This is a genomic window from Marinobacterium sp. xm-m-383, from assembly GCF_013283255.1.
Taxonomy (GTDB): domain Bacteria; phylum Pseudomonadota; class Gammaproteobacteria; order Pseudomonadales; family Balneatricaceae; genus Marinobacterium_E.
The window spans coordinates 632,838-646,789 of sequence record NZ_WBYT01000001.1; the positions used below are offsets into that span (position 1 = coordinate 632,838).

Below are 13,952 nucleotides of genomic sequence, written 5' to 3' on the forward strand. Positions count from 1 at the left end.
CACTACTTATCGTGCATTGAACCACCCATACACTTGGGGCTGTCTGGAACTAAACCAGACTTTTCGGCCCACTCTGCTTGGGTGTATAGATGCATTGAGAGTGCATGAATGGGGTTTTGCATAAGGTCTGACAGCAGACCAAAAATGGTTTGATGGCGCTGAATTAGGCGCTTACCTTCAAAATCATCGCTAACGGCGACGAGCTTGAAGTGAGTATCCAAACGGTTACCACCGTGCATGTGGCTTTCGTTCTCTAACTCCATGTGAACTAGATTAAGGCCTTCATTGAGCAGGGTTTGGATCTGATCTTCTACTGACACCTTACTGATCCCCTTTCGCTGTTGATTCGGTTTTCACTTCAGCGAGTTTCTTAAATCGGTTTTGAATTTTACGAGTAATGAACCATACCGCACCAATCACCAGTGGGACAGAGACACCAGTTGCAAGACTCTTATCGAAATCGACACCGGCACCATGCACCGCATCAATGAGGTACTTGACTAGGCCAACTGCGTAGTAGCTGATCGCAGCAACCGACAGACCCTCTACCGTATGCTGCATCATTAGCTGTATCTTGGATCGACGATCCATGGAGCTCAGTAGCTCTTGGTTCTGGTTCTCAATCGCCATCTCAACTCGGGTACGCATCATATCGGCTGCGCGGTTTACACGACGCGATAGGTCGTCGAGTCGATTGTGCATGGTCTCACAGCCACGCACAGCAGGCGTCAATCGACGGATCAAAAACTCTTTCAAGGTCAGGTGACCAGAGACCTCATCCTCACGCAATTCATCCAATCGTGCCGCCATAACATCATGGTATGAGCGGCTAGCATTGAAACGGAAGGTGGTTCTCGCACGTTCAGCTTCAATATCGGCCGATAGGTTGATGAGCTCTGTCAAAAGCTGACTGTCATCTGAGTTATCACCCGTTGACAAGCGACGCGTCAGATCGGCCATTCGATTATCCATATCAGCAACAACCGGTGACAGCTTACGCGCTTCGCGAAGACCGAGCAGCGCTAACAAACGGTAGGTCTCAACTTCAATTACACGCTGCACCATTCGGCCCATCTGCCCTTTCGACATGCTGTTATTGAAGATTAGGAAACGGCCAAAGTTGTCGCTGTGCGTTCTAAATGTCGTCCAGATTTGTGCTGCACCATTCTGTGGCAGACTGCCGATCATCTGCATATCATCGAGCTGAGAGCGAACATCTTTGGGCTCTGGTAGTTCATCACCCTGAATGTTCTGAATGCGCATATGAAAAGCGGCTACCGCTTTACCTGGGTAGTTACTTAACCAGCCGTCTGGCAGTCGATCCAACGCCGTTGTGAAAAAGGGTTGTGTCGACGCTACCCCTTCACGTGAATCGGTGATGGTCAGTGACGTAAACTCGAGATGCTGCTCCCAACGGATGCGCAGATCGCCCGCTGTGTAGATATTACACGCCTGATCCACTCCGTCGTGTTCGATGTTGAGGGTATCTAGCAAGCGCTGGATGTGCTGACTCTGAATGGCACGCTCCTGTTGGTTTGCCAGCACCGCAATGTGGGTAATACTGGCATCCCCTGAAATGCGCTGGAACGGGCGCGAGTGCAGCTCGTCATAGAGCCAATCACGGTCTTCATGCCATTCCAATCCGTGTTGCTGCTGTGCGACAACCATCAGAGACTCCTTACTCTATATCCAGATTAGCCCGCATCAGGGGCTGATCGCTCAAATCAAAACTCATCAGTTGTAAATCGATGTCAAACCAACTCTTAAAGAGATCAAGCGAGAGCGGTTTGGGCCAAAAATCCTGAAACTCATCCCAGGCAGAGAGTTCGTTCTCAAAGATCGTCAACCAGTGCTGTTCAATCTCTGAGGTGAAATCCTCATCAGAATCGACCTCATCAAAGAGGTAGAGGTTGGCTTCACTGCGCAGCTCCTCTAGTGAAGGAACCGGCTCTTCTGAGCCCGCCAAAAGCCACTCATGAAAAGGAGCCTTGGGTTTAATGCTAATACCCGAGCGGTTGATCAAACGCATAGACTCTCCAATACATAGATTTACTTATAACCATATAACCTGACTATACCGCAGTTGCACAAAGGGAGCACTAGTAGATTTCGCTGAGTGGAAAAGGAACAATAAAAAAGGGGTCTGACCTGGGCCAGTCCCCTTTTCGGGCAATCGATCGCCTCATCTTCGATAAGGTTCCGACACTTAAGTTGTTGGAGCGATCTTAAGAGGCCTCGATTAATACCTGTTGGAGCGGTCTCATTGAGGCCGCGACGCTATTTGTTAAAGCTCCGCCGCTTCCTCTTCTGCCATTACCTTGTAAGGGTGATCAGACGCCAATAGCGCTTTACCAAGATCCGTTGGGAACTCGACATCAATGTCGACCACACGACCGTCACGACAGACGTTAATGATAGTATCCATGCAAGTACTGAGCAGAGAGTACTTCTCATCCGGCGCAGCAATAATGGTTTGGAGACCCAAATCACTCATGAAGCCAAGCGAGGTAACGGTGTTCTCTGAATCCAGCTTGTTGAACGCCTCATCGAATACCGACAGGCTGAAGCCACCAACAGGCTTACCATCACTACCCTCTTTTAGGCGGTAGGTCGCACCCAAGGCGGCCGCCATCGCGACGTAGAACGGTACCTGGTGCTCACCACCGGAACCGGTCTTGATACGCTGCGACAGGGTTGTCTTACGATTGCCGTCAAGATCTTTAACCACCAACTCGAAGTTGTAGAAGTTACGGTAGTCCTGAAGCAGACTGCTCTCGCCTTCATCTTTAAGTACTTCGTGAATTCGTTCTAGAGCATCCTTGTGCTGCGCATTGTCATCAAACTTCATATCAAACAACGAGCCCACATTGGCAGAATCGAGCTGCGTATAGGCCTCAACCAATTCAAGAATGTCTTTCAACTCAGGGTTAGGTGACATCTCAAAGCTGTACATCTCTTTATGGAAAGGACGGTTCTTCAAGTGCGAGTTTAGCTCACGGATCAGATCACGAATCTTATTGATCTGGTCATTCAGATGGGCCACGAAGTCAGAACGGAAAGCAGACTCAGCCTCTAGACGAGCTCGCTCGGCCTTCTCTGTGTACTCTGCCAATTCAGATTCACGGAGTGCCTCAACGGTCTCGTTAACGTAACCCTCGAGATCTTCATGACTGGAGTCTGGTCCAACCTTATCCAACTCATGGTGAGTCAAACCGCCACCGTGGTGACGCGCTTTATACTGTGCAACGGCATCACGGACACCGTTCTTTTTCTTCTCATGCAGAGCCAGTTCAGACTGAGCTTTCTTGGCCGCTTCGAAGATGATGCGTTCCAACTCACCATCACAGCTCTCATCGAGGTAGTCGCGTTTCTCCTGCGCAGACTGAGCGTCGAACTCATTCTTCGCTTCACAGGCTGCACGCGCTTCAGCATGCTCTGTTAGATCGGTCTCTAGCACCTCTAGCTGAGCAGTATCACGGATCAGGCCTGTACGGGCTTTTTGCAGTTTATCCATCAACGCAGCTTGAGTGGACTCGGTCTCTTTCTGCTTAGCCGCCAGATCGGCAATGCGCTGCTGAATACCGGTATCGTCATGGTTACGGAGATCGACAATAGTCTGCTGGTACCCTTCAATCTGATGCGTCAGTTTCTTACGCTGTTCTGTCAAATCAAACAGAGGCTCGTTCACTTGAGACAGACCGCCATCAAGGCTTATTAACGCATCACGTAGCTTCTCTAGAGATTCGTGCTGACGACCTAGCAGTGTGAACTCATTGACCAGCTGATCGACCTGCTTGCCCTGCAGTTCAAGTTGATCACCACGACGACGAATACCCATAATTGGTGTCAGTTCATTAATTGATGTGGTTGAACCTTCGGTCTGCAACATGCAGTCATAGGTCAACGCACGCTCCTGTTTCAAAAGCTCCGCTTCCGTCTCAACCGCCATGACACCGCCCAGTGCGCGATTCATAAATGCGCGGGCATCGTCAGAGTCAGACTCGATAAACTGAGCCAGAGAACCTGGCTTAGTGCGGTGTAACCAGTCACCCGATTTAGTGGTGTTGATGATACGACAGCCTTTCAGGTGACGCCCTTTACGGCGGTAGAGTGTAATCGCCTCTTTGACACGATCAGGATCGACGACCAATGCTTCGCGGCGAGCACCTAAGAAGGACTCAATTGCAATGCGCCACTTGTCATCGGTAATATCAACCAACTCACAAATGGGTGTTGAGTCGATACCGTACTCACTCAACAGCTCCATCAATTCAGCCGTGTTACGACGAACGGGGGCGCGCCCCTGCTGAAGCTGTTCTACGGCACTCTTCTGGTTCTGTATCTGAGCGCGCAGTTCAGAAATACGGATAACTGACTCTTCATAACGACGCGACACTTTACGACGAACGTTCTCAATCGACTTACGCATTGCGTTTAGCGTGTTATCGACGCTGACAGGATCTGAAGGCCAAGCGTCTGCCATTAGGTTTTCACCCGAGCGCCAGATCTCTGATGCTTGATCCACCAGTGCTGCAAACTCTTCAGGCAAGAACTCACGATTCTGATTAAAGCTCACCGCTGTGCGCATCAGCGAGTAGGCCTTCTGAATGCGCTCTTCGATGACATTGAGTTCGTGTTGACCAACGCGTATAGAAGATTCCATCGCGTTAATCTGATGCGCAGCATCGGTGTTGTTTAGCGCTGCACGTGCGTTGGCAAGATCCTGCATAACCTGATTGAGATCAGCACCAATATTGGTTAGCTCTCGCTCAACTTCCGCCTCTTGCTCTTGCCACTTCTCTAGACGCTCTTCAGCCTCCTCTTTACGAAGGTCGGCGCTTTCAAAACGTGACTCGTGAACAACCCACTCGTACTCGACGGCGTTTTTGATGTTACGACTGATACCCTGGCAGAGCTCTTGTACTTTAACCAGTTCATCAATACGGTTAGCCACATCACGCGTCTTCTCCTCCATCGCTCGATACTCATCCAGCGATTTACGGAAGGCTCCGACATGCACTACGTTCTCATCCAAGACAAACTCGCGAACGAATCGAGTCGGACTATCAATGGGTACAAATTTAAGAGCGTTTTTGAAGTTCTTGATGAATTTGTCATCGTCATTCGGCATCGCTGGATCGTGACTCAAGTGGGTCACAACCTCACGAATGTAGCGGCTTGCACGCTTCTCTAGCGTCATATCCGGACACTGTTTAAGCAGGCTTTCACGAACTTCATTCCAAGGACGCGGCATACGACCACCGCCCTCTTTTCGACTAAAGTCATCCAGCGAAACAGAGAAGTTAGGCAGAATAAAGCGACCCAAAACCTCTTCATCTGGGCTGGCGGTTGATGCACTGATCGCAACACCAATACAGCTCTCTTGTGCCGTCTCAGTATCAAAGAAGCTCATCGCCAGATAGCTGATAGAATCTTCACGGGCACTGTTGCTTTTACCACCATCATCCATAAAACCGAGACAGTAGGTGCGCAGTGAACGCTCAGACTTTTCACCCGCCGAGGCGTTAAAACTTAAGTGGCGCTTATGGCCACCCATCAAAATGGTCTGCATGGCGTCCAGTAGTGACGATTTACCTGAGCCGTTAGGACCTACAATCGCGACATTACCTTTGATCGGGATCTCTTGAGCACCCAATACATACCAGTTAACTAGAACGATGCGATTAAGCTGTTTCATCGTCAGACTCCTCTACTGCACCCTTCTCTTCTGACTCCACTGACTCATCAGCTGGCTCACTCACCTCTTCGATCGACTCCTCTGGAGTGTCAGCAATATCATCCATCAAGGCCGCATCAGCGCTTTCGATGTCACAGAGCGCCTCAAGCTGTCGGATGTAATCTTCGACCACCACTTGACGAATGGTGGGGTAGATGCCGATTGGAATGTTTTTAGGGTCGGTCTCATTCGCCTTGCCGCGTTCAATCAAACCGTGACGTGAGAAGAGCGACAGGATCTCTTTTAGACGCGTCTCATTAGGGATCTCTTTACCGGTTAAACTCTCGTAAGTGCTCAACAGATCATCAGACGTGGTGTACGCCTTACCGCTCTCTACTTCGAAATTTTCCAGTTTCTGTTCATACATTTGACGCATACAGAGCATCAACAGAGACTCATCGAGCTTCAATCGCATGACTCGCTCTTCACCCTGGGGTAGCACACCCAAATAGGCTTCATCAGGTTGATAGACCAGAGACCAACCCAGTGCCGCGAACAGGTTACGGAAGTACTCCATATTCTGCGAAATAAGGAAATAAGTATCACGCTGTGCAGGGCGATCCGCATAGAGGAACTGGTTTGTCAGTAGTGAGTTTGCAGCGCGAACGAAATCGGCTTCTGTACTCTTTTCATTGCGCGTCAGCGCTTTTTGTAAATCACCAAGCATCAGGCGTTGTTCCTGTGTATTTTGAAACCACGGCACTCCACCATATCGGCAACGCGCACGTACTCTTCATCAAATTCTATTTGGTAGCGTTCAGCTGTCTTACGCGCTTTCTTACCTAACGAATTTAGGTGTCGCACATAGCTGAAGCAGATGTAATCTTCGATTGAATCAATGGTAAATTCAGACGCCGAGACCAGGGTTTCACCATTTAAAAAGTGACGATCTAGGTAGGCCTCAATTCGATCCACTTTCACCTCACGGCGTGCCTTCCACTCTTTGAAGAGCTGACGCATGTAAAGAACCTTAGGATCGATCTGCTGTTGGGTAATGACTCTAGGCGCTGTCTCAACACGTCGACGCACTGGCGAGCGAATGGACGAAGGCGAGATAAAGCCATACTGATCAAGCGACTGAACCGGTGGTATCTCCCGACCATCTTTCTCCGCCAATTTGGCAATGACACGCGACAGTCGAGCCGCCATACCCGGCGTTGTCTTGTCCATGTAACGAACTGTGTCGGCTACCCGTTTCTCTAGCTGGTAACGGAAATCATCAATGATCGCCAGACGCTGGTCGACCGACTCGAAGATCCGGATGATGCGATTGATGTGCTGGTGCACCATCGCTTCCGCAGTTTCAGATTCGATTTCATACTGCATCTGATAGTGCTCAGTCAGCATCTCTACCTTCAGCGTATCGAACTGAAGATCACGCAATAAAGAGAGAATTTGACGTCTAAAACGGAAGGGGTTGTTCTTTGTTTTCAACGTCTTATAGTCAGAAACAAGAATGTGCTCAACGAAACGATCAAAGAAGCCACGGACAATCTCTTGCGGGTTATGCGACTCAGCCAATGATATTTTAAGTTCGCGCAGACCCAACATCATATCGGTCAGGTGTGCACTGAACTCGGCTGCTGTGTCTGCCGCTTCCGATAGGGTAATACCACGACCCACCGGATCATTGATGGCCGATTCCAGAGACGACAGCACGTTAAGAACGGTGCCACCGTAACTGCGTTTTTCCAAACGCGCGATCGAAACCAGGTTACGCAACAGGTAACTGACCGAAGGAGAGAGCAACACATAGGTGCGATAGATCTTCTGCTCTTCCTCTAACCAGCCCGTTTGCACTAGGCGTCGGTAGATACGGTTTGTGTAATCTGCGCTAGAGGTAGGCAGCTCCGCCTCCTCTTCAGACTCAGCCACCCAGCGACGAACACCAAGCTTAACAACGGCATTTTCGATGGTTGAACGGACTAAATCTTTGGCAATAAAGGGGTCTATAAGATCTTCATCAAAGAAGAGATCGGCCAATTCAAGAAGAACAGACTGGTAAACCTGTCTATTCTGCCCAGAGAGCGGCGCAAATATATCGTCTGGTAGCTTATTGAAAAGCACTAAAAATCCACCATTTGAGGGCTGCCCATTCAATAGGCAGCAAATCGAATAACCATCGATTCTAACAAAAAAAGGAGTGCTGTATAGGCCTCTTAGATGAGACTTTGGCGTAAAAGAAAAATCTTTAACCCTTGAGTCAAAAAACAGCCCTCAACCACCCTGCCACAAGAACTGTTTTACCTAACATGAAAGCTTGTTATTATCTGCTTTAAAGCGGGCCAACATGGCCCATCAGTACCGCAGAGTGACCTATCTCACCGAAGCGGATTCGTTTCACCACCTTAAAGGCGTTGTGGATGAAATTTCGTTTCCCTGTCGTCATCATTGACGAAGATTTCCGTTCTGAAAACATCTCTGGCTCAGGCATTCGTGACCTTGCAGCCGCTATTGAAAAAGAGGGTATGGAGGTTGTCGGCTTAACCAGCTACGGCGATCTTACAGCATTTGCTCAACAGGCGAGCCGCGCCAGCTGCTTCATCATCTCTGTCGATGATGAGGAGTTTGATTCGGGTGAAACGGATGATCTGTCCGACGAAGTACTGAATAACATCCGCGACTTTATTAGCGAAGTTCGCAAGCGTAATAACGAGATCCCAATCTTCTTGTACGGTGAAACTCGTACCTCTCGTCATGTGACGAATGATATTTTGCGTGAGCTTCACGGCTTCATCCATATGTTCGAAGACACTGCCGAGTTCGTTGCACGCCACATTATTCGTGAAGCGAAAAAGTACCTCGAATCACTAGCACCGCCCTTCTTCAATGCGTTGATGAACTACGCAAGCGACTCTTCATACTCTTGGCACTGCCCAGGACACTCGGGCGGTGTTGCCTTTTTGAAAAGTCCGGTTGGGCAGATGTTCCACCAATTCTTCGGGGAGAACATGCTGCGTGCCGATGTCTGTAATGCGGTTGAAGAGCTTGGACAGCTTCTGGACCACACAGGCCCTGTTTCAGATTCAGAGCAGAGTGCTGCGCGCATATTTGGCGCTGATCATCTCTTCTTTGTCACTAACGGTACCTCGACGTCGAACAAAGTAGTCTGGCATTCAACCGTTGCCCCTGGCGATATTGTGGTAGTGGATCGTAACTGTCATAAATCGATTCTGCATTCGATCATCATGTGTGGTGCGATACCGGTCTTCCTAATGCCAACTCGTAACCACTACGGCATTATCGGACCGATTCCAAAGAGTGAGTTTGATCCCGAGACGATTCGTCGCAAGATCGAAGAGAACCCCTTTGCTCGTGAAGCACTGAACAAAAAACCTCGCGTACTGACACTGACGCAATCGACCTATGATGGCATTCTCTACAACGTAGAGACGATCAAAGCGATGCTGGGCGACACCATTGATACGCTGCACTTTGACGAAGCTTGGCTGCCTCACGCAGCATTCCACAAGTTTTACAACCACATGCACGCGATTGGCGGCACAGAGAGCCGTGAACGCTCTGACGACACCCTGGTGTTTGCAACACAGTCAACGCACAAACTGTTGGCAGGTTTGTCACAGGCCTCTCAGATCCTAGTACAGGACGCTAAGAATCGTAAGCTGGATACCTTCCGATTCAACGAGTCCTACCTGATGCACTCATCGACCAGCCCTCAGTATGCGATCATCGCCTCTTGTGATGTTGCCGCTGCGATGATGGAGCCTCCCGGTGGTACAGCACTGGTCGAGGAGTCCTTGTATGAAGCGATCGACTTCCGTCGCGCCATGGTTAAGGTTGAAAAAGAGTTTGGTGAGAACGACTGGTGGTTCAAGGTTTGGGGGCCTCAGAAGTGGGATGATGAAGGTCTTGGCGATCGTGATGCTTGGGTCATCCATGAAGAAGACACTTGGCACGGCTTTGGCAAGATTGAGTCTGGCTTTAACATGCTCGACCCAATTAAGGCGACCATTATCACACCGGGATTGAACATCCATGGTGAGTTTGATGAGCACGGCATTCCCGCGGCGATTGTGAGCAAATACCTTGCAGAGCACGGCATTATCATTGAAAAAACGGGACTCTACTCATTCTTCATCATGTTCACCATCGGCATCACTAAGGGCCGCTGGAACTCCATGGTGACTGAACTTCAGCAGTTCAAAGATGACTTTGATAACAACCTACCCATGTGGCGGGTTATGCCTGAATTTGTCGCACAGCACCCTGAATATCAGCGCATTGGTCTGCGTGATCTTTGTCACTCACTGCACGACATCTACCGCAAGTACAATGTCGCAAAAATCACGACAGAGATGTACCTCTCTAAGATTGAGCCTGCTATGACACCGGCAGATGCCTGGTCGAAGATGGCGCACCGTGAAGTTGAACGTGTCTCAATCGATGAACTAGAGGGTCGAACCACCGCCATGCTCGTGACACCTTACCCACCGGGCATACCACTGCTTATACCGGGTGAGCGCTTTAACTCAACCATCGTTGACTACTTGAAGTTTGTTCGCGAATTTAACGCCCAGTTCCCTGGCTTCGAAACAGACTGTCACGGACTAGTGCGAGAGAACATAAACGGCGTCGATCACTACTACATCGATGTCGTAAAAGACTGATTCAACAAGACGAGATAACGGCACCTTCGGGTGCCGAATTTTTATGAAAATAGAGTTCGAAAAATCCATCACCACTGAACAAGCCGGCAGCAATGTCACCGACTTTCTGGCGCAAGAGACCGCAATCTCCAAACAGAAAATTAAGGACGCACTGAGTAAAGGTGCCTGCTGGCTGAAGCGTGGCCAAAAAGGTCGTAAGCGCCTGCGTAAGGCCAAGGAGATTCTGCAAAAAAACGATCGGATCTCTCTCTTTTACGATTCTGAACTCTTAGGCCGTAAACCAGAAGGCGCGCAATGTTTGGTGGATGCTCAAGGTTACTCTGTCTGGTTCAAACCAGCCGGTATGGTTGCACAGGGAAATGACTGGTGTGATCACCTTGCCATTACTCGTTTAGCCGAGCAAACACTTGAACCGAAACGCGCTTCGTTTTTAATACACCGTTTGGATCGTGAAACGGCAGGTCTGATCGTGATCGCTCATAAACAGGGTGTTGCAGGCGCCATCTCGCGCGAATTCCAAAACCGTAAGGTTGAAAAATTTTACCGCTGTCTTGTCTCAGGGCAGGCACCCGAGTCCGGTGAAATCATCAATAAACTGGATGGCAAACCGGCCCATACCAAATTCACCCGACTGCACTACAACTCCGATCGTGACTATTCGGATCTCTATGTAGAGATACTGACCGGGCGAACACACCAGATCCGACGTCATCTCAATCAGATCGACCACCCTGTTATGGGTGATCCACGCTACGGAAGTGACAACAAAAACCTAGCAGGCATGCAGTTATTTGCTGTCAAATTGGCATTCAACTGCCCTATTCAACGCCGCAAAGTCACGTTTGAACTCTCCAACGAGTTTTTGAAACAGCACAGCAACTCGGAGTTGTCTGACGCAACGCCTTAACAAAATTGCCAAGACAGTTGGGTGTAGCATCAAGGGCAGATGACAGGCTAAAGCCAGTCACTGGTTTAGCGACTTGGCTTCGGAGCTGCGGTGACTGGCTTTCAGCCTGTCATCCGCCAGACCAGCCACTCAATAGATATCGCCAACCACTGCGCAAAGCCTTACAATACTCGGCTGACCTATTTGGATGGAATCATGTTCGACAAAAAGACCAAAGCCCAGATCCGCGCCGAGCTTGAACAGCAAGTTCAGGATTTTCTGCGCTCTGGTGGCGAGGTTAAAGAGATTCCTCAGGGTCAGAGTGGAGTTCCGCACGGAGGACTGATACGCCCCGTCTTTAATGACGGCAAACCGCGCGAGTCGAGAACCCCCTGCGAGGGTGTGTTGCAGACCATCGATGCAAGACGCCTAATCAAAGAGCGCCCTAAATTAGCTAGAAAACTGAGTAAACCTAAACGCAAAGTCATTTACGACGATTTCGGAGAGCCTATCCGAGAAGTTTGGGAGTAAGAAACCTGCGAACAAGTCCCGCAGAGAAGATGCGAAACTTATTCGCAGATTCCCTAGGTCAGCGATTCATTAAATCCAGTGTGAATCTGAGTCGCTCCACCGCACTCTCCATCTCCAGTGCTTGCTGCAAATAGTGAGCATCAAATCGAATTAATCCAAACAGCTCAAAACTGAACGCTTGTGGCGATTTTGTTAACCACTCCTCTTGATTGAGAATGTCTCTCAATTTATTGGCCGCTCGGCTATCACCTTGCACCATTGCCAGTACACGATGGCGCACCTTATCAACCAGCTCAATCGCTTCTGATAACTCATCTTCAGTCATCTCACGATCAGCCATTGGTTGACACTCATACACCGAGTAGGGAATCTGCTGCAGTGATTGACCCAAACGGTATCGCTGATCGATATGGACATCCACCACTAGACGCCCATCATCTAACTGCTTAATCAGCTCGCACTGACCAGCACTAAACACTGTGTAGGGTCGATAGGTTGCTTGGTTTGTCTGCAACGCCTCTTTCAGAGGCAATCCCGATTTGGCAGGACTGATCTCTTTTTGTGTGTGACAAATCGCTACCGGCATACCTGTCTCCAAACAGTGATTGATCATCTGTCGGTAACGAGGTTCAAATACATGCAACGGAAACACTGTGCCAGGAAAGGTGACACAGTCGGGAATGGGAAAAATGGCGATTTGAGTCACGCAGCCTCCTTAAAGTAGTTAAAGAGATTACGCAACTCAATTAGGGTCGGACTACTCAAACTCGGTGACTGGCTTTCAGCCTGTCTTCCGCTCTACAAAATAGTGCCAAATGATAGTGCAGATGACAGACTAAAGTCAGTCACTGGACCTGGATTGGCGTCGCGGCCTTTTTAAGACCGCTCCAACTATCCCCTACTTACTTCGCCAGACCGACTTTAAGGGCCAGTTCGGCCGTACGGTTCGCGTAGCCCCACTCATTGTCATACCAGAGGTAGAGTTTCACCTGAGTGTCGTTAACCACCATGGTCGAGAGCGCATCGACGACACTTGAACGAGGATCCGTCTTGTAATCGATCGAAACCAGTGGACGCTCTTCATAGCCCAAAATGCCTGCTAAATAGCTCTCTGATGCGGATTTAAGCAAATGATTAACCTCTTCAACACTGGTCGCTCTGTTGACCTCAAAGACACAGTCTGTAATCGATGCATTGGTTAGAGGTACACGTATCGCGTGGCCGTTCAACTTACCTTTTAGGTCTGGGAATATATGCGTAATTGCCGTCGCCGAACCGGTTGTGGTGGGAATCAAACTGGTACCACAAGAGCGAGCACGACGCAGATCTTTGTGCGGAGCATCAATAATAGTCTGGGTATTGGTAATATCATGAATGGTCGTCATAGAACCGTGTTTAATACCTAAATTCTCATGAATTACCTTCACCGCAGGTGCTAGACAGTTGGTAGTACAAGAGGCGGCTGTCACAATTCGATGCTGCTCAGGGTCAAATAGGTCATCATTCACCCCCATGACACAGTCCAGCACACCCTCTTGCTTGACCGGCGCAGTGACGACGACACGCTTAACCCCTTGATCAAGGTAGGGCTGGAGTGCCTCTTTTGATTTGAACTTCCCTGACGCCTCTATGACCAGGTCACAGCCACTCCAGTTGGTCTCATCAATGGTCTTGTGCGAGCTAACGGCAATGAACTGATCTGCCACCTGCATGCCACCATCAACGGGAAGTGCCTCTCTGCTCCAACGTCCATGAACGGAATCGAAATTCATAAGGTGAGCCAAGGTTGCCGCATCCCCAGCGGGATCATTGATCTGAACAATCTCCACATCCGCACTATCAAACAGTACACGAGCTGTCAGACGGCCCATTCGACCAAACCCATTGATACCAACGCGCATAAAATACTCCTTCATAAGATGACAGAATTATTTCAGCGTTTTGTTACAAATTGAAGACAAATGAATCTTTTGACACATATCAATGCGGCTATATTAGAAAGGCGTAATCTACAATTAACCAAACAAACAGAAGGAGCAAGCAAATGGCTGCTATTTCAAAAGATCACACACCGGCAACTGTATGGGCACTGGATCTAGTCTTTCTACTGATCGCGATTTCACCCGCCCTAATTTTTGTAGGCTCACTGATCGCAGGTTAATGGTCGATA

At 49.2% G+C, this 13,952-nt stretch carries 11 protein-coding genes; 3 read left to right on the plus strand and 8 right to left on the minus strand.

The window, feature by feature from the left end:
• Positions 1-2: 2 nt before the first annotated feature.
• From XMM383_RS03000 to XMM383_RS03025, 6 genes are all read right to left on the minus strand, one after another.
• Entirely contained in the window at positions 3-320 is a 318-nt protein-coding gene (locus XMM383_RS03000) for a BolA family protein (RefSeq protein WP_173484052.1), read from the minus strand.
• 1 nt (position 321) lies between these two features.
• A complete protein-coding gene (locus XMM383_RS03005) occupies positions 322-1,668 on the minus strand; it encodes a DUF3422 family protein (protein WP_173484053.1) in 1,347 nt (448 codons plus the stop codon).
• A 10-nt stretch (positions 1,669-1,678) separates the two neighbouring features.
• Positions 1,679-2,029, minus strand: coding sequence for a hypothetical protein (locus XMM383_RS03010; RefSeq protein ID WP_173481103.1), 351 nt, complete (start codon positions 2,027-2,029; stop codon positions 1,679-1,681).
• Between the two features lie 255 nt (positions 2,030-2,284).
• Complete coding sequence (locus XMM383_RS03015) at positions 2,285-5,698, minus strand: SbcC/MukB-like Walker B domain-containing protein (protein WP_173481104.1); 3,414 nt, start codon at positions 5,696-5,698, stop codon at positions 2,285-2,287.
• Positions 5,685-6,404: a DUF4194 domain-containing protein gene (locus XMM383_RS03020; RefSeq protein WP_173481105.1), complete on the minus strand. Its 720-nt coding sequence runs from the start codon at positions 6,402-6,404 to the stop codon at positions 5,685-5,687. The genes XMM383_RS03015 and XMM383_RS03020 overlap by 14 nt, the downstream gene beginning before the upstream one ends.
• A complete protein-coding gene (locus XMM383_RS03025; RefSeq protein ID WP_173483510.1) occupies positions 6,404-7,804 on the minus strand; it encodes a Wadjet anti-phage system protein JetA family protein in 1,401 nt (466 codons plus the stop codon). Before XMM383_RS03025 ends, XMM383_RS03020 begins: the two co-directional genes overlap by 1 nt.
• A 296-nt stretch (positions 7,805-8,100) precedes the next feature.
• On the opposite strand from XMM383_RS03025, the gene XMM383_RS03030 reads away from it, so the two are divergent.
• The 3 genes from XMM383_RS03030 to XMM383_RS03040 all read left to right on the plus strand — a co-directional run bounded on the left by XMM383_RS03030 (position 8,101) and on the right by XMM383_RS03040 (position 11,782).
• Entirely contained in the window at positions 8,101-10,365 is a 2,265-nt protein-coding gene (locus XMM383_RS03030) for an Orn/Lys/Arg decarboxylase N-terminal domain-containing protein (RefSeq protein ID WP_173481107.1), read from the plus strand.
• Between the two features lie 43 nt (positions 10,366-10,408).
• Positions 10,409-11,272: an RluA family pseudouridine synthase gene (locus tag XMM383_RS03035; protein ID WP_173481108.1), complete on the plus strand. Its 864-nt coding sequence runs from the start codon at positions 10,409-10,411 to the stop codon at positions 11,270-11,272.
• A 195-nt stretch (positions 11,273-11,467) separates the two neighbouring features.
• Positions 11,468-11,782, plus strand: a complete 315-nt coding sequence (locus XMM383_RS03040; RefSeq protein WP_173483509.1) for a hypothetical protein — start codon at positions 11,468-11,470, stop codon at positions 11,780-11,782.
• A 58-nt stretch (positions 11,783-11,840) separates the two neighbouring features.
• Here XMM383_RS03040 and XMM383_RS03045 read toward each other — a convergent pair whose 3' ends face one another.
• Both XMM383_RS03045 and XMM383_RS03050 read right to left on the minus strand, forming a co-directional pair.
• A complete protein-coding gene (locus XMM383_RS03045; protein WP_173481110.1) occupies positions 11,841-12,488 on the minus strand; it encodes an LON peptidase substrate-binding domain-containing protein in 648 nt (215 codons plus the stop codon).
• 196 nt (positions 12,489-12,684) lie between these two features.
• A complete protein-coding gene (locus tag XMM383_RS03050) occupies positions 12,685-13,683 on the minus strand; it encodes an ArsJ-associated glyceraldehyde-3-phosphate dehydrogenase (RefSeq protein ID WP_173484055.1) in 999 nt (332 codons plus the stop codon).
• Between the last annotated feature and the right edge of the window lie 269 nt (positions 13,684-13,952).

Bases quoted from the DNA above. Each gene is read 5' to 3' on its own strand.
- XMM383_RS03005 (WP_173484053.1), bottom strand. From the start codon at position 1,668: ATGGTTGTCGCACAGCAGCAACACGGATTGGAATGGCATGAAGACCGT.
- XMM383_RS03010 (WP_173481103.1), bottom strand. From the start codon at position 2,029: ATGCGTTTGATCAACCGCTCGGGTATTAGCATTAAACCCAAGGCTCCT.
- XMM383_RS03015 (WP_173481104.1), bottom strand. From the start codon at position 5,698: ATGAAACAGCTTAATCGCATCGTTCTAGTTAACTGGTATGTATTGGGT.
- XMM383_RS03020 (WP_173481105.1), bottom strand. From the start codon at position 6,404: ATGCTTGGTGATTTACAAAAAGCGCTGACGCGCAATGAAAAGAGTACA.
- XMM383_RS03030 (WP_173481107.1), top strand. From the start codon at position 8,101: ATGAAATTTCGTTTCCCTGTCGTCATCATTGACGAAGATTTCCGTTCT.
- XMM383_RS03035 (WP_173481108.1), top strand. From the start codon at position 10,409: ATGAAAATAGAGTTCGAAAAATCCATCACCACTGAACAAGCCGGCAGC.
- XMM383_RS03040 (WP_173483509.1), top strand. From the start codon at position 11,468: ATGTTCGACAAAAAGACCAAAGCCCAGATCCGCGCCGAGCTTGAACAG.
- XMM383_RS03050 (WP_173484055.1), bottom strand. From the start codon at position 13,683: ATGCGCGTTGGTATCAATGGGTTTGGTCGAATGGGCCGTCTGACAGCT.